Source organism: Aquabacter sp. L1I39 (assembly GCF_017742835.1).
Lineage (GTDB): Bacteria > Pseudomonadota > Alphaproteobacteria > Rhizobiales > Xanthobacteraceae > L1I39.
In genome coordinates this window covers 1,560,336-1,576,488 of record NZ_CP072392.1, presented here as the reverse complement: position 1 = coordinate 1,576,488, position 16,153 = coordinate 1,560,336, and the positions used below count along the sequence as shown (strand labels likewise).

The window sequence follows — 16,153 nt, the reverse complement described above, 5'->3', positions numbered from 1 at the left end:
CACCACGGACGCGGCCCAAGGCCGTCCATGCCAGGGAGACGCCGGTGAACCCCATTCTCGTCCGCAGCATGCGCGCACCGCGCGGCCCGGGCGCACGGGGGCGGCGCCCATGACGAGGCCGGCATACGACACTCTTATGGCCCAAACCGCGCCCCAGGCCGTACCCCAAACAGCGTGCGATCTCCGCCTGATCGCTGACGACCTGACCGGCGCGCTCGATTCCGCCATGGCCTTCGTGCGTCCGGGCCGGCCGCTGCCCGTTCATCTGCGAGCGCCTGCGATGGCCGGCGGCAGCCTCGCCATCGACAGCGATACCCGCGAGACGGACCTGGCGACAGCGCGCCGGACGGTGGCCTCCCTCGCCGCCTGCCTGTCGGAGGCGCCGGCCTGTGGCGCCCCGCTTTTCTTCTGCAAGCTGGACAGCCTCCTGCGCGGGCGCGGTGCGGCGGAAATCGCCGGTTGGCATGAGGCCATGGCGTTCGAGCGCTGCATCATCGCTCCCGCTTTCCCCCATCATGGCCGGGTCACGCGCGGCGGCATCCAGATGCTGAAGCGCACGGACGGCGCCCGTCCGGTGGGCGAGGATCTCGCCGCCGGGCTCGCGGCGCTGGGCTTTCCGGTGCAGCTCTGCCGCCCGGGCGAGGCGGTGCCCCTCGGCCTCAGCCTGTGGGATGTCGAGACGCAGGCGGACCTCGCCACCATTGCGCGCGACGGACGTTCTGCCGGCGGGCGCATCCTGTGGTGCGGCAGCGGCGGGCTGGCCCTTGCGCTGGCGGGCGAGGTAGAGCCTGCTTTGGTTGATCCGCGCGCCTTGCCGCGCCCGCTTCTCGGCCTGTTCGGCACCGATCATCCGGTGACACGGGCGCAGGTGGAGGCCTGTGGCGGGGCGGCGTTCCAGATTTCCCAGGGCGGGGGGGACGAGGCGGTTCGCGTCGCGGCGCGTCTTCAGGGCGAAGGCGTCGCGCTTCTCTCCCTGGCCCTTCCCGATGGCACGCCGCGCCCCGAGGCGGCGCAGCGCATCGCGGACGAGTTTGCTCGTCTTCTGTCGGCCCTTCCGGCGCCGGGCACCCTGGTGGTCTCCGGCGGCGAGACGCTGCGGTCCCTCAGTCTTTCCCTGGGCGCGGAGCGGCTCGATCTTCTGGGCGCCTTCGAGACCGGCATTCCCGTGTCCGTCCTGCGGGGCGGGCGGTTCGATGGGGTGCATGTGGTGTCGAAATCCGGCGCCTTCGGTGATTCCCTGCTGCTGCGGCGGCTGATCTTTCCAATGCAAGGAGCGCGCGCATGACGCCGCATTTGGCCGTCACCATGGGCGACCCGGCCGGGGTCGGGCCGGAGATCATCGTCAAGGCCTGCGAGCGGCTGAAGGACCGGCTCGCCGCCGGCGATTTGCGGCTCCTCATCATCGGCTCCAATCCGGCGCTGAAAGAGGCGCAGGCGCTGCTCGGCTCCACCCTGCCCATTCCTGAGGTGAGCGAAGCCGACAGTGCATGGCCGGCGCTCTCCTGCCTCCAGGCGGGGCCGGAGGGCGATCCCATCCGCCCGGGCGTGCTGAGCCTTGATGGCGGCCGCTTTGCGTTCCTGGCCATCGAGCGCGCCGTGCGCCTTGCCCAGGCCGGCCGCGTGCAGGGCCTGGTGACGGCGCCCCTCAACAAGGAAGCGCTGAACAAGGCCGGCTATCATTATGCTGGCCACACCGACATGCTGGCCGACCTCACGGGGGCCCGTGGCTCGGTGATGATGCTCGCCCACGGCAATATGCGGGTGAGCCACCTGACCACGCATATCGCCCTGAAGGACGTGCCCGCCAAGCTCACGCCTGAGCGGCTGCGCTATGTGATCGACCTCACCGACCAGACGCTGAAGGGCCTCGGCCTCTCCCGCCGCCGCATCGCGGTGGCCGCGCTCAATCCCCATGCGGGCGAGGGCGGCCTGTTCGGGCGCGAGGACATCGAGGTGAGCACCCCCACCATTGCCAAATGCGTCGCCGACGGGCTGGACGTGGTGGGCCCCGTGCCCGGCGACACCGTGTTCGTGAAGCTGCGCGCCGGCCAGTTCGATGCCGTAGTGGCCATGTATCACGACCAGGGGCATATCCCGGTCAAGCTGCTGGGCTTCAACGTCAATCCGGAGACGGGCACCTGGGATGCCCTGTCCGGCGTCAACATCACGCTGGGCCTGCCCATCATCCGCACCTCGGTGGATCACGGCACGGCCTTCGACATTGCCGGCAAGGGCATCGCCAACGAGCTGAGCCTCATCGAGGCCATCGACTACGCCGAGAAGCTCGCCGCTTCCGGCACGCACTGAAGGAAGGGCGACATCATGACCGCAGGTCTCTCCGCGCCCATCGAACTGGCGCGCCCGCCCCGCATCCTGTTCGGCTCCGGGACGGTGGCGTCCGTGCCGCGCTGGATCGCGGAAAAGGGCTTTTCCCGCATCCTGGTGGTGGCCGACGCCTTCAATGCCGCCCGCATCCATCTTCTCGGCCTTCAGGGCGAGGTCACCGTCTTCGGCGAGGTGAAGCCTGAGCCGGATGTGCCGAACCTGGAGGCTCTGCTCGCCCGTGCCGGCGCGGCGCGGCCGGACGTGGTGATCGGCTTTGGCGGCGGCAGCGCCATGGATCTGGCCAAGCTCGCCGCCGTGCTGCCCGGCTCCGGGCAGTCGCTGGCTGAGGTGGTGGGGCCGGAAAAGGTGAATGCCAAGGGCGCCGCCCTCATCCAGGTGCCCACCACGGCGGGCACCGGGAGCGAGGCGGGCACGCGCGCCCTCGTCACCGATCCCGTCACCCAGAACAAGCTCGCGGTCCAGAGCCTGCACATGCAGGCGGACCTTGCGGTGGTGGATCCCGACCTCACTCTGTCCGTGCCCCCGGCGGTGACGGCGGCCACCGGCGTCGATGCCCTCGCCCATTGCGTGGAGGCCTTCACCAGCCGCAAGGCCCATCCCACCATCGACCTTTATGCGCTGGAAGGCGCGCGGCTGGTGGGCCAGCACCTGGCGGCCGCCATCCGCGATGGCTCGAATACCGAGGCGCGCGCGGGCCTCGCGCTCGCTTCGCTCTATGGCGGCTTCTGCCTCGGCCCGGTGAACACCACGGCGGGCCATGCGGTGGCCTATCCGCTGGGCACCCGCCACCACATCGCCCATGGCGCGGCCAATGCGCTCATCTTCCCCCATGTGCTGGCCTTCAACGCCCCCGCCGTGCCGGAGAAGACCGCCCTCGTGCTTGAAGCGCTGGGCCTGAAGCCCTCCGCCGATCCGGCCGTGGTGCTGGACGCCGCCTATGGCTGGTGCGCCGGCCTTGGCTGCCAGATGCGCCTGTCCGCCTATGGCGTGCCGCGGGAGGACCTGCCCGTCATGGCCACCGAGGCCCACGCCATCCGGCGCCTGCTCGACAACAATCCGCGCGACATCAGCCGCGACGAAATTCTCGCGCTTTACGAGGCCGCCTACTGAGCGGGCCCGACAGCAAAATTGGAAAGGCTGAGGACATGACCAAGATCAAGGGCACCTTCGTTGCCATCGTCACGCCCTTCGACGCGACGGAGACGGTCGATCGCGCGGCGCTGCGCCGCCAGGTGGAACGGCAGATCGGCGCCGGCAACGGCATCTTCTGCGCCGGCACCAATGGCGAATTCTACGCCTTGTCGTTCGAAGAGAAGATCGAGGTGGCCCGCATCTGCGTGGATGCGGCGGCGGGGCGCCAGCCGGTGCTCGCCCATATCGGGGAAATCTCCACCCACCAGACCATCGCGCTGGGCAAGCAGATCGAGAAGCTCGGCGTGAAGGCGGTCTCGGCCATCACCCCGTCCTTCATCGCCTGCTCGCAGGCCGAACTGGTGGACCATTATCGCAAGGTGGCGGACGCGCTCTCCCTGCCGGTCTATCTCTACAATATCCCCGCCCGCACCGGGAACACCATCGCACCCGAGACGGCGAGCATCCTGGCGGATCATCCCAACATCATCGGCATCAAGGACAGTGCCGGCTCGCAGGAGAGCCTGGACGGCTTCCTCGCCATCGCCCGCGAACGGGACGATTTCGACGTGCTGGTGGGCCCGGATTCGCTGATCCTGCACGGCCTGAAGAATGGCGCCGCCGGCAACATTTCCGGGCTCGGCAATGTGGCCCCCGTCACGCTGAACGCCATCAGCGCGGCCTTCGACAAGGGCGACTTGGCCGCCGCCGAAGCGGCGCAGACCCGCTTCAGCACGCTGCGCAAGGAGCTCTATGCCCACGGCTTCCCGCCCGCTTTGGTCAAGCGCGCCTTGCGCCATGCCATCCCGGAAGTGGGCGCCAGCCGCGCGCCGGTGCTCATCTCCGCCGAGGCGGATGCTGAGATCGCGGCGCTCTCCGCGCGCTATGCCGAAGCCGTGGCGTGAGGGCGCGCCATGAGCTTCACCGTCGTCAGCCTGGGCGGCCCCGTGACCGCCGCCGGGGAGGAAATGCTCCGCGCGGCGGGGATCACCTCCCTGTCCGCCGGCCCCTATCCCGCCAAGAGCGAGGTGATCGACCTTCTCGCCAGCCGGCAGGCGGATGCGCTCATCGTCCGTCTCGTGGAGCGGATCGATACGGACATCCTGAAGGCCTCGCCCCGCCTCAAGCTGGTGCACAAGCACGGCGCCGGCACCAATGACATCGACGTGGCGGCGGCCAAGGCGCTGGGCATTCCCGTGCTGGCGGCGGTGGGCGCCAATGCTCCTTCGGTGGCCGAGCATGCGCTGGCCATGATGTTTGCCCTCATCAAGGACATGCGCCGGCAGGATGCCTTCGTGCGCGGCGGCGGCTGGGCGGCCAAGGCCTATCAGGGCCACGAACTGCGCGGCCGCAGGCTGGGCCTCGTGGGCTTCGGCCTCATCGCCCGGCACCTGGCCCGCATGGCCGGAGCTATCGGCATGCGCGTTGAGGCCTATGATCCGTTCGCGCCCGATGCCGCCTTCGCGGATGGCGTCACCCGCGCCACCGACCTGGACGCGATGCTCGCCGCCGCCGACGTGGTGAGCCTGCATTGCCCGCTCACGCCGGAGACGCGGGACCTCATCAATGCCCGCACGCTCTCTTTGATGAAGCCCACCGCCTTCCTCATCAACACCGCGCGCGGCGAGGTGGTGGACGAGGGCGCGCTGGTGGAGGCGCTGCGCGCGGGGCGCATCGCCGGCGCCGGCCTCGACACCTTCGCGCCGGAGCCGCCTGCCGCCGACAACCCATTGTGGCAGCTGGAAAATGTGGTGGTTTCACCGCATATTGGCGGGGTTACGGAAGAGGCGCGGGGCGAGGTGTCCCTTATCACCTGCGGCAATGTGATTGCCTTTCTGAAGGGCGAAACGGTGCCGCAGCATTTCTTCGTGCGGGGGTAGCGCGGGGGGGGGGCGCCGGGGAGAGGCGCGGGGCGGTTCTCCCCGGCGGCACAGTCCATAGGGCGGCGGTTCAGACCTCGCCGTCCGCCCCGGCCATCTCGAAGCCGGCCCAGCCGGGCTTCTTCAGCTTGACCCGGACGCCGGCCGAGACCAGAGGCAGGCCGGCGGCCAGCGCATCCGCCGCCCGGTCGAGCCGCACCAAGGCGATGCCCTGGCCACGCGCCGAGGAGCCGATGCGTCCCACGCTCTTTTCGCCCGCCTGGATTTCCGAGCCCTCTTCCGGCGCGGCGTCGAACACAGCGATGACGGCGCGGGTGCGGGCGGTGCCGCGATGCTGCATGCGGCTCACCACCTCCTGGCCCACATAGCAGCCCTTCTTGAAGTCGACGCCGCCCAATTGGTCCATGTCGGTCTCATGGGGGAAGGCATCGCCATAGGCGAAGTCGGCGCCCCCCTTGGGGATGCCGAGGCCGATGCGGTGGGCCTCATAGCCCGCCGGATCGCCCGCCGGGGCATCCACCGCCGGCAGAACCACCCGCTCGCCCAGCGCCTGAAGACGCGGATCGGGGAAGACCTGCGCGCCCTCCGGCAATTGGAAGGCGCCCCAGCGGGCCGCCACCGCATGGGCCTCGTCCGGCGTGATCTCCACCTTGGCGCGCAGGCGATACATGGACAGGCGCTTGATGAGGTCGCCCACAAGGGCCTTCGGGGCGTCCAAGAGGAAGGTATCGGGCGCGTCCTTCGGGGCGTAGATCAGGAAGTCGGAGATGATCTTGCCCTGCGGGGTGAGGAGCGCCCCGAAGCGGGCGCCGCCCGGCTGAAGGCTCTCCACATTGCAGGTCACCACATTGTGCAGGAAGTGGCGGGCCTCGGGTCCGCTGATGCGCACCAAGGCGCGGTCATCGAGGCGGGCGAAGGGGAAAGCCGGGGAAATGGCGTTGGGCATGGCCCTGTCCTTGTCAGATGCTCAATTCAGACTTAAAGCCCCGCCCGGTCCCTCTCAAGAGCGAGCGCGCCATGGCTGATAGCTTCGACCTCATCCTCAAGGGCGGCACGCTCGTCACCCCCGCCGGCATCGGCGCCGCCGACATCGGCGTCACCGCCGGCCGCATTCGCGCCATTGGCAGCCTTTCGAGCGCCGCGGCGGGCGAGGTGGTGGACTGCACGGGGCTCACCATCCTGCCCGGCGTCATCGACACCCAGGTGCATTTCCGCGAGCCCGGCCTCGACCATAAGGAAGATTTGGAAAGCGGCTCGCGCGCGGCGGTCATGGGCGGGGTCACCGCCGTGTTCGAGATGCCGAACACCAATCCCCAGACCACCAGCGCCGCAGCGCTGGAAGACAAGCTGAAGCGCGCCAATGGCCGCATGCATTGCGACTTCGCCTTCTATGTGGGCGGCACCCACGAGAATGTGGCTGACCTGCCGGAGCTGGAGCGCCTGCCGGGTGCGGCCGGCATCAAGGTCTTCATCGGCTCGTCCACGGGCTCGCTGCTGGTGGCGGATGATCCCGGCGTGAAGGCCATCCTGAAGGTGATCCGCCGCCGCGCCGCCTTCCATTGCGAGGACGAGCCGCGCCTCAATGAGCGCAAAAGCCTGCGTGTGCCGGGCGATTCCTCGTCCCATCCGGTGTGGCGCGACGAGGTGGCGGCGCTGACCGCCACGCGGCGCCTGGTGACGCTGGCGCGTGAGGTGGGCGCGCGGGTGCATGTGCTGCATGTGACCACGGCCGAGGAAATGGCCTATCTCGCCGACCACAAGGACGTGGCCTCGGTTGAGGTGACGCCCCATCACCTGACCATGACGGCCCCCGACTGCTACCAGCGCCTCGGCACCCTCGCCCAGATGAATCCGCCGGTGCGCGAGGCGCGCCACAAGGACGGCCTGTGGGCCGGCATCGCTTCGGGCGTGGTGGACGTGCTCGGCTCCGACCACGCGCCCCACACGCTGGAAGAGAAGGCCAAGGACTATCCCAATACGCCGTCGGGCATGACCGGCGTGCAGACCCTGGTTCCCATGATGCTCGACCATGTGGCGGCGGGGCGCCTGTCGCTGGAGCGCTTCGTGGACTTGACCAGCGCCGGTCCGGCGCGGCTGTTCAACATCGCCTGCAAGGGCCGCATCGTGGAAGGCTATGATGCCGACTTCACGGTGGTGGACCTGAAGCGCCGCGTCACCATCACGCGGGACTGGATCGCCTCCAAGTCCCAGTGGTCGCCCTATGAGGGCGTGGAAGTGACGGGCTGGCCGGTGGGCACCTTCGTGCGCGGCCGAAAGGTCATGTGGGAAGGGGAACTGACCGGTCCCTCGGGCGGGTCGGCCGTGCGCTTCCTGGAGACCCTGCAGGGCGCCTGAGCGGGCGCCCCGCGCCGGGCGTCAGTGCTTCAGCAGCGTTTCCACCTCGGAGGTGAGGCGCTCTGCGAAGCCGGACACCTCGCCGGCCACGGTGCGCACGCCGGTGGCCGCATTGCGGATCTGCGAGGAGGCCGTCGAGACGCCGACAATGCTCTCGCTGACCGAGCGGTTGATGGCCGCCTGCTCGTCCACCGCTGCCGACAGGCCAGTGAACACATTGCTCAGTTCGCCGACGCTGTGGGTGATCTCGCCCACCGCACCGGCCGCCGAGGCGGCGCTGTGCTGCACGGCTTCCACCTGGTGGCGGATGTCCTGGGTGGCATTGGCGGTCTGCAGCGCCAGGGCCTTGACCTCCTGGGCCACCACCGCGAAGCCCTTGCCCGCCTCGCCGACGCGCGCCGCCTCGATGGTGGCGTTCAGGGCGAGCAGGTTGGTCTGGGCGGCGATCTTCTCGATCAGCGCGGTGACATTGGAGATGCGCTCGACGCTGGTGGTCAGGCCGCCCACCAGGGCGTTGGAGGCGGTCGCCCGCTCCGTCACCTCCCGCGACATGGTGGAGGCTCGGCGGATCTGATGGGTGATCTCGTCGAAGGTGGCCGACATTTCCGTCGCCGATGAGGAGACCGTATTGGCCATCTCCTCGCTGCGCTCGGTCAGGGAGAGCAATTGCGCGCTTGCGCCCTCGCCCGCCTCCGAGGTGCGGCGCATGTCGGAGACGATGCCGGTGACGCGGTCCGCCAAAGTGATGTTGTCTGTAATCAGCGACCAGGTGACCATGGGGCCGTCATAGGAGCCGTCCGGCCCGGTAATTGCGGTCACGCGCAGGTGCAACGTCTCCGGGCCGACGCGGATGCGGGCCTCGTGGGGGAGGTAGCTGGCATCGGCCAGCATCTTGCGCTGGTGGTGCGGGTTCTTGTGGAAGACATCGATACAGGTGCCGATAAGGGCATCCGCCTTGATGGGCAGATGGGCTTCGATGCGGCGCAAGGTCTCGATGGAGGTCTTGTTGGCATAGTCGATTCGCAGCGTCTCGCGGTCGCAGGTCATTACGTTGACCGGCAATTCCTCCAGCATCTGCAGCAGGCGGGCATTGCGGGCCTCAGCCTTGACCGTGGCGGTCATCACGCTCCAGGTGAGCTGGAGGTACTCGCAATTGCCGCGGGCGTCGCGCACCGCGTCCACATGGAGGTCGAGAATCTCGCTGCCGGCATGGATGCGGGCGGAGTGGGGCAGGTTGCGCATGTCGGACAGATGCTGGCGCACGCGCGCCCCGTCCTTGTGGAAGATGTCCATGGACTGGCCCACCACAGCCTCGGCTGGCACCGGCAGCACCGACTGGATGGAGCGCAGCAGCGCCTTGGACTTGGCGTTGACATAGGTGATGCGGAAAGTGCGGGGGTCCACCAGCATCACCGCCACCGGCAGCGCCTCCAGCAGGGGCATCCGAGACGTGGCGGAGATGTCATTGCGCTTGAGGGCGACGGCCGGCATTGATGGGTCCTGACCATATGCGAAGGGGACGGGCCCCGCCCCTCCGGAGGGGGATCGTTCCCGTGGTGATGGGTGTCCACGCGGGCGGCACGACCGCTTGGTGAGTGGGAAATTACGGGTCCAAGGTTGCGCGGGGCTGACTCAATCCTGAGTATTTATACGTAGGCCTTGAGCTAAGCATTGGAGGTGCAACGTAAAAGGAGGTTGCGCCTGCCTCCAGCCTCGCCCCACAAAGGCGATCAACCTGCCAAACCGACCGAAACGTCGAGAGCCGGACCCAGCCGAGGAAATGCCGCATGTCCCCCTTCTCGCCCCCCTTCTCGCCCCCTGCCTCCGTTCGCCCGGCACGCCTTTGCCGCACCTGGATGTTCCTGGAAGGCGCCAATGAGAGCGTGCTGGCGGCCGCGCCCGCCTGCGGGGCCGATGTCCTGATCCAGGAGCTGGAGGATTTCACCCCGCCCGCCTTGCGCCCCAAGGCCCGCGAGATGGCGCCGCGCATCTATGCCGGCTGGCGCGCGGCGGGGGCGGTGGTGGCGGTGCGCGTAAATCCGCTCGCGGACGGGGGGCTTGAGGATCTGGAGGCGGTGATGGCCGGGCGGCCGGACATCGTGGCCTTGCCCAAGGTGGCCGAGCCGCGGCAGGTGGCGGAGCTGGATGCCCACGTCAGCCGGCTCGAACAGGCCTATGGCTATCCATCCGGCAGCACGGCACTGCTGCCCAATATCGAATTCGCCCGTGGGCTGGTGCAACTGGGCGCCATCGCGGCGGCAAGCCCGCGCGTCACCGCCTGCCTCCTGGCGGCGGAGGATCTCGCCGCCGATCTTGGCGCCGAGCGCGAGCCCGACAGCCTGGAACTGGCCTATGCCCGCCAGCGCTTCCTGGTGGAATGCGTGGCGGCCGGCATCGTTGCGGTGGATTGCCCCTATACCTGGGCGGATCGGGAAGGCGCGGACCGCGATGCCCGCTGGGCCCGGCGCCTGGGCTACCGGGCCAAGAGCGCGGTAGACCCCGCCCATGCGCCGGTCATCACCGCCGCCTTCACGCCCGCGTCGGCGGAGGTGGAAGCCGCCGAGCGGCTGGTGCGTGCCTTCGAGGCGGCGCGGGAAAAGGGCGAAGCGCGGGTGGAACTGGACGGGGCGCTGGTGGAAGTGCCCGGCTATCTCACTGCAAAGCGGCGTCTCGCGCGGGCGGCGGAGCTTTCAAGCTGGCGGCCGGGCGGCGCCTGAGCCGCCCGGCGCGCGGGGTCATCAGCGGGACTTGGCAGGTGCGGCATTGGCCTTGGGAATCAGCCACGACAGAAGCGAGGGCGTCTGTCCGGCGGAGGGCGGCAGGCGGGGCACCACCACCAGGCGGTTGAAGTCGCCCCGCTTATAGGCGGTCAGGAACCGCTGATAGTCCCGCACCGAGACGCAGCCATTGGAATCCCCGCGCGCGCCCAGCATATAAGTGTGCACCAGGAAGCCGTCGCGGCCATACATCTTGCCGTCGCCGATGGGGGTGAGGCGGATGGCCTCCACGCCGTGGAACAGCGCCTCGCGCATGGTCAGCTTGTAGGTGTTGGGCGGGGTCGGGCCGACCATGCGCCGGTGGACGCTGGTGGGCTTGTCGAAATTCTCGCCATAGCCCGAATGGGCCTCCAGCCGCTCGCCGCTGGGCAGGTAGACCGTGCCACCCTCGATGTCATAGAGCGCAAAGCGGCTGCCGGGGGTGGGCAAGGTGATGCCCGTGGACGGCTCGTCCGGTTCGGGCGCGCGTTCGAGCACGCGGGGCTGGCGCTCCTCGTCCGGCGCCACCGGGGCCAGCGAGGCCATCTGCCGCTCGGGGCGGGGCTGCGGCCCCACGATGGGCCGGGGCGGGGCGATGAGGCGGATGCCGTCCTTCTGCGCCGCGTCCGCCAGCGCTTCGGCGGTGGGCGTGCGCAAGGCGAGCAGGGGATTGCGGGCGGGCAAGGGGATGCCGGCGGTGGCCACGTCCGCCACCACTTCCTCCATCTCCGCCTGGGCCAGTTCGAGGCTGGCGGCGCGCATGTCGAAGGGCATTGCGGCGGTCATCCAGCCTGGCTCCACCGGCACCGCGCCAGCGGACGGCAAGGTGGCCGCCTCCGCCACCGCCTCGCCGGCGACGGCCAGCGCGAACGGCTCGGTGCGCGGCGGCCGTGGCGGCAGGAACCGGGAGATGGGCGAGAGCGGGGAGAGGTGCGAGGTGGTCACCGGCGCCCCCCCGGCCCACGGATTGCCGTGGACGGCGATGGCCGCGGCTGCGCCGATGGCGCCGGTGGCGATCACCAGCGCGCCGATGAAGCTGATGGGCGCACCCTGCCGGGGGCGGCGACGGCGGTCCCGGACGGGGGCCTCGTCATGGGTCCAGGCAATATAGGTCATGATCCTCGCAGCTCGACCGGGCGCTTCCGGCTTCCCCATTGCCCTTCTAGGCGGGCGATGTGGCGACGTGCCGATGAGGTCAGGCTGCCAAAAACTTCCTAACAATATGCTTTATGCCGCCGTAACCATGGGCGTCGTTCCGCCCGATGGTCGGGACACTGGTCGGTGAGGCTTGCCCGAGGCCCGCTTTCTCAACGCGTTGGCTGCTCCGCGCCCGTCTCCCCCGCCGCCGGGCGGATGGCGAGCGCGGGGAGGATGGCGATGAGCACCAGGACGCCACCCAGCACGAGAAAGCTCTCCACCGGCAAGGTGCTCAGGAGTCGCGTCAGGAAACCGGAGAGGAAGACGCAGACCGCCACCCCCGCGGCGGACAGGCCGAGCACCCAGCCCCGCTCGGTCTCCGGCACCCGGCTGGAGGCGGCGGTCAAGAGCGACACATAGCCGAACACATTGGCAATGCAGATGACCACCGTGAGCGCCATCTGCCCGATGGCCGGCACCGGCAGGGCGGAAGCGATGAGCAATGTGCCGCAGATGGCATGGCCGAGAATGGCGATCTTGCGCTCTTCCTTCAGCCACTCCGCCACCCGGCCATAGAAGAAGGCGGAGCCCGCCATGAAGCCGAGCCCCATCACCACCGAGAACAGCCCGATGCCGGCGGTGCCGAAGCCATAGACGCGCTGCATCAGCACCAGGATGAAGGTGTAGTAGATGAGAAAACCCAGCTGGAACAGGAAGAAGGAGGCGAGCGCCGGCACCGCCGCAGGCCGCTCCTTCAGCCGCGCGAACAGCAGGAAGGGCTGGCTCCAGCTGAACTGGAACGCCCGGCGCGGCGCCTCCTCGCCGAAGCGGGCGCGGGCGAGCAGCCAGGTGTTGAGCGCGCACAGGACGAGCGCGAAGGCCAAGGGCGCCCGGAAGTCGAAATGGCCGAGCCCGCCGCCAATGGCGGGCCCTGCCAGAAGGCCCAGCGTGTTGACGGCGGTCACCTGCGCCATGGCCGCGCCGCGCTCCTCTTCCGCCACCGCATCCACCATGCTGGCCTGGGCAATGGGCGCGGTGCCGGACATGAGGCCGGCCACCACGCGGCCGAGGAAGAACAGCCAGAGCAGGTTGATTTCCAGCGACAGCCACATGAGCCCATAGGCCAGCGCCAGCCCGCCCATGCACACCACCAGGGTGCGCCGCCGGCCGAAGGCGTCGGAGAGTTCGCCCAGCAGCGAGCAGCCGAAGAAGGCGCCAATGGGAAACAGCGAGAAGGCCAACGCCATCAGCGTGTCGCGGTTTTCCGGCGTGACCTGCCCGCCAAATCCCGGCCCGTCGAACAGGGACACGATGAGCGGGTACATCAGGCCGAAGGAAAAGATGTCCAGGAAGACGGCGAGGAAAAGCGGGCCGTGGCTCCGGAACAGAGCAGTCTTCATCAAGGGCTCCGGGGCGGGGAGGAGTGCGCGGCGGCGGCGCACGGGTGCGGCGGACAGAATGCACGAACCCGTCGGCTTTGGCCGCAATAGACTTGGAAAGAAAGCGGACCCCGCCTTTGCCGTCAACCTGCCCGTCAACCCGCCCACCGCCAAGCGTCACTCCGGCAGGCGGGTGCCGCCATAGGTGTGCCAGGTGGTGGCCACCAGCCATCCGCAATCCACCGGCAGGTCGATGCCGGTGATGGCGCTGGATGTGCGCCCGGCCAGGAAGATCACCGCGTCCGCCACCTCTTCCGGCAGCACCAGGCGATTGAGCGCCGCATTGCCCGCGAGGTTGGAGACATCCCGCTCGCCCTTATCGATGGCGGCCTGGAGGGCGGGGGTCAGCGTATAGCCGGGCGAGATGGAGTTCACCCGCACGCCCGCCGGCCCCCATTCGGCGGCCAGGCACCGGCTGATGGCGATCACCGCCGCCTTGGCGGGGGCATAGGCATGCATGGGCACGGAGCGCGAGCCGGTGATGGAGGCGATGTTGATGATGGAGCCGGCCCGCCGCTTCAGCATGCCCCGCGCAAACGCGCGGCAGCCCAGATAGGTGCCGCGCTGGTCGATATTGATGACCGCGTCCCACGCCTCCATGGGCAGGTCGTGGGGCCGCAGGGGCACCTGCAGGATGCCGGCGCTGTTCACCAGCACGTCCACCGGGCCGAATTCCGCCTCGATGGCGGCGGCGCAGCGCTCCACGTCCTCCTCATGGGCGACGTCGAGGGCGAAGGCCCGCCCGCCAATCTCCTGCGCCACCGCTTCTGCCCGGGCAAGATCCCGATCGGCGACGGCCACCCGCGCGCCGGCGGCCGCGAGCGCGCGGGCGCAGGCCGCGCCGATGCCGCTGGCACCGCCCGTCACCACATGGATGCCGGCGGGAAGGGGAGAGGAGGCGGGGGCGGGGGCGCTCATGGGCGGCGTCTCTGATCCGATTCTTTCAGGTGGCCGCGATCCTACCTCAAGGCAGGCGGCGACGCTCCGCCTGTCCGGAGCTCGCCAGCAATGCCTCGAACGCGCCGCGGGTGAGGGGGCGGGCGAACAGGAAGCCCTGCGCCTCCTCGCAGGCCCGCCGGCGCAGGAAGTCCGCCTGCTCCTGCGTCTCCACCCCTTCCGCCACCACCGAGAGCCGCAGATTGTGCGCCATGCCCACAATGGAGCGGACGATGGCGGTGTCCTCCGAGGAAGCGCTGTCGGAGAGGTTGGACACGAAACTGCGGTCGAGCTTCAGCCGGGTCAGCGGATAGCGCATCAGGTAGCTCAGCGAGGCATAGCCGGTGCCGAAATCATCCAGCGCCAGTCCCACCCCCCGCTCGCGCAAGGCGAGTAGAGCGCGGGTGAGATCCTCGTCGAGGCCGAGCGCGATGTTTTCGGTGATCTCCAGTTCAAGGCACGAGGGGTCGAGGGCGCTTGCGGCCAATGCCTGTTCCACATCGTCCACCAGGGTGCCGCAATGCATCTGGGCCGGGAACAGGTTCACCCCCATGCGCAAGGGCGGCAGGTCCTTGGCGCGCCAATCGGCGGCGGTGGCGCATGCGGTCTTCAGGATCCAGGTGCTGATGTCGAGGGCGGCGGGGCTGCGGGACAGGGCCTCGATGAATTCGGCCGGCAGCAGGAGGCCGCGCTCGGGATGGCGCCAGCGCAGGAGCGCCTCGGCGCCCACGATGGCGCCGTCGGAAAGGCGTACCTGCGGCTGATAATAAAGCTCGAACTCGCCGCGCGCGCAGGCCCTGCGCAACTGCGTCTCCAGGTCCTGCCGCACCACCGCCCGCTTCCGCAGCTCCGGCGTGAACAGGCAGACCCGCCGCACGTCGGACGCCTTGGCCTCGTAGAGGGCGAGATCGGCGCTGGCGAGCACCTCCTCCGCCGTCAGGCCGTGGTCGGGCGCCAGGGCAAGGCCAAGGCTGGCGCCGATGAACAGGTGGTGCCCGTCGAGATCATAGGCCGCCTCCATCTGCCGCAGCACGGCGGCGAAGGTCTCCGTGATGGTGGTGGCGGCGCCGGGCTCGGTGAGGAGGAAGACGAACTCGTCGCCACCGAAGCGATAGAGCCGCATGCGCGGCCCGGCCATGCTTTCGAGCCGCCTGGCGGCGGCTGCGATCAGCAGGTCGCCCGTCTGGTGACCCAGCGTATCGTTGATGTCTTTCAGGCGGTTGAGATCGAGGATCGCCACCGCGAGCGCGGCGGCTGCGCCGTCTCCCTCGGCGAGGGCGTCGTCCAGGTCCCGTGTCAGGCTGGCGCGATTGGGCAGCCCGGTGAGGACGTCGAAATGGGCGATATGGTCGAGGCGGGCTTCGACGGCCCGGCGCTCCGAGCGGTCGCGCCCGATGACGAAGAAGCGCCGCGCCTCCGGCGACCATACGCCGGAAAAGGCCATGGGCACCAGGTGGCCGCCGCTGTGCCGGCAATCGGCCTCGAAATCGTGCACGGCAACGCCGGACCGTGCGGTCTGGAGCATGATTTCCGCCCGGGGCACGGAGGCGGCATCCAGGAAGACGGTGGCCGGCTGGCCGATCATGTCCTGGGGGCTGCGCCCCAATAAAGCGCGGGCGCTTTCGGAGACGCGGCGCAGGCGCCGGTCGTGATCGATGAGCAGGAGGAGGTCCACCGAGACCTCGAACAGGCGCCGCTGTTCCTCCATTTCCTGCTGGAGGTCGGCGCCCGCCTGGAGCATGGCTTGCACCGTCTGCTCCCGCTCCCGTGCGGCCATGGGCAGCCAGCGCAGCAGCAGCAGGCCGAGCACCACGCAGGCCGCCACCACATTGAGGATCTTGGGCACGATGAGCAGCGTCGGCTGTCCCAGCGTGTCGACGATGGCATGGGGCAGGAAGCCGTAGAGAGCGCCGAAATAAAGCCCGAAATAGGTGTTCTCGAAGATGTTGCGGAAGGTGTCGATGAGCAGCACGGTCAGGAGCAGGCGCACCGTGCCGAAGGTCTTCGGGTTGCGGGCATAGGCGACGCAAACCGTTGCGAAAATCCCCGCCCAGAGGGCGACGATCAGCCAATAGATGAGCGCGGCCAGAAAGCCCAAGGTCCCTCTCCCTCGGGAAAAGGGCGTTGCCGGGCCCCCGCCCCGGCGCGCGCGTCTCCCCGATGCGGCGCCGAC

The 16,153-nt window shown here is 69.4% G+C and carries 13 protein-coding genes; 7 read left to right on the top strand and 6 right to left on the bottom strand.

The window, feature by feature from the left end; genetic code table 11:
• Positions 1 to 136: 136 nt before the first annotated feature.
• The 5 genes from J5J86_RS06795 to J5J86_RS06775 are packed head-to-tail and all read left to right on the top strand — an operon-like array spanning position 137 to position 5,357.
• On the top strand, positions 137 to 1,285 hold the full coding sequence (locus J5J86_RS06795) for a four-carbon acid sugar kinase family protein (RefSeq protein WP_209104101.1): 1,149 nt from the start codon (positions 137 to 139) through the stop codon (positions 1,283 to 1,285).
• Positions 1,282 to 2,307, top strand: coding sequence for a 4-hydroxythreonine-4-phosphate dehydrogenase PdxA (pdxA, locus tag J5J86_RS06790; protein ID WP_209104100.1), 1,026 nt, complete (start codon positions 1,282 to 1,284; stop codon positions 2,305 to 2,307). The genes J5J86_RS06795 and pdxA overlap by 4 nt, the downstream gene beginning before the upstream one ends.
• A 15-nt stretch (positions 2,308 to 2,322) precedes the next feature.
• Positions 2,323 to 3,456 (top strand): iron-containing alcohol dehydrogenase, encoded by a 1,134-nt coding sequence (locus J5J86_RS06785; RefSeq protein WP_209104099.1) that lies wholly within the window; start codon positions 2,323 to 2,325, stop codon positions 3,454 to 3,456.
• 35 nt (positions 3,457 to 3,491) lie between these two features.
• The gene (locus J5J86_RS06780; RefSeq protein ID WP_209104098.1) at positions 3,492 to 4,382 is read left to right on the top strand and encodes a dihydrodipicolinate synthase family protein; all 891 of its coding nucleotides are present in this window, start codon (positions 3,492 to 3,494) and stop codon (positions 4,380 to 4,382) included.
• A 9-nt stretch (positions 4,383 to 4,391) separates the two neighbouring features.
• Positions 4,392 to 5,357 (top strand): hydroxyacid dehydrogenase, encoded by a 966-nt coding sequence (locus J5J86_RS06775; RefSeq protein ID WP_209104097.1) that lies wholly within the window; start codon positions 4,392 to 4,394, stop codon positions 5,355 to 5,357.
• Positions 5,358 to 5,427: 70 nt separating this feature from the next.
• On the opposite strand, the gene ygfZ is transcribed toward J5J86_RS06775, so the two are convergent.
• Entirely contained in the window at positions 5,428 to 6,303 is an 876-nt protein-coding gene (gene ygfZ, locus J5J86_RS06770; RefSeq protein ID WP_209104096.1) for a CAF17-like 4Fe-4S cluster assembly/insertion protein YgfZ, read from the bottom strand.
• Between the two features lie 71 nt (positions 6,304 to 6,374).
• On the opposite strand from ygfZ, the gene J5J86_RS06765 reads away from it, so the two are divergent.
• A complete protein-coding gene (locus tag J5J86_RS06765) occupies positions 6,375 to 7,712 on the top strand; it encodes a dihydroorotase (RefSeq protein WP_209104095.1) in 1,338 nt (445 codons plus the stop codon).
• A gap of 21 nt (positions 7,713 to 7,733) precedes the next feature.
• Here the strand turns inward: J5J86_RS06765 and J5J86_RS06760 are convergent, their stop codons facing one another.
• Positions 7,734 to 9,203 (bottom strand): methyl-accepting chemotaxis protein, encoded by a 1,470-nt coding sequence (locus J5J86_RS06760; protein WP_209104094.1) that lies wholly within the window; start codon positions 9,201 to 9,203, stop codon positions 7,734 to 7,736.
• 296 nt (positions 9,204 to 9,499) lie between these two features.
• On the opposite strand from J5J86_RS06760, the gene J5J86_RS06755 reads away from it, so the two are divergent.
• Positions 9,500 to 10,429 carry an HpcH/HpaI aldolase/citrate lyase family protein gene (locus J5J86_RS06755; protein WP_209104093.1) on the top strand — a complete coding sequence of 310 codons (930 nt, stop codon included), beginning with the start codon at positions 9,500 to 9,502 and terminating at the stop codon, positions 10,427 to 10,429.
• Between the two features lie 21 nt (positions 10,430 to 10,450).
• On the opposite strand, the gene J5J86_RS06750 is transcribed toward J5J86_RS06755, so the two are convergent.
• The 4 genes from J5J86_RS06750 to J5J86_RS06735 all read right to left on the bottom strand — a co-directional run bounded on the left by J5J86_RS06750 (position 10,451) and on the right by J5J86_RS06735 (position 16,078).
• Entirely contained in the window at positions 10,451 to 11,584 is a 1,134-nt protein-coding gene (locus tag J5J86_RS06750; protein WP_247658155.1) for a DUF2778 domain-containing protein, read from the bottom strand.
• A gap of 191 nt (positions 11,585 to 11,775) precedes the next feature.
• Positions 11,776 to 13,005, bottom strand: coding sequence for an MFS transporter (locus tag J5J86_RS06745; protein WP_209104091.1), 1,230 nt, complete (start codon positions 13,003 to 13,005; stop codon positions 11,776 to 11,778).
• Between the two features lie 156 nt (positions 13,006 to 13,161).
• Positions 13,162 to 13,962 carry an SDR family NAD(P)-dependent oxidoreductase gene (locus tag J5J86_RS06740; protein ID WP_209104090.1) on the bottom strand — a complete coding sequence of 267 codons (801 nt, stop codon included), beginning with the start codon at positions 13,960 to 13,962 and terminating at the stop codon, positions 13,162 to 13,164.
• Positions 13,963 to 14,008: 46 nt separating this feature from the next.
• Positions 14,009 to 16,078 (bottom strand): putative bifunctional diguanylate cyclase/phosphodiesterase, encoded by a 2,070-nt coding sequence (locus tag J5J86_RS06735; RefSeq protein WP_209104089.1) that lies wholly within the window; start codon positions 16,076 to 16,078, stop codon positions 14,009 to 14,011.
• Positions 16,079 to 16,153: the final 75 nt, after the last annotated feature.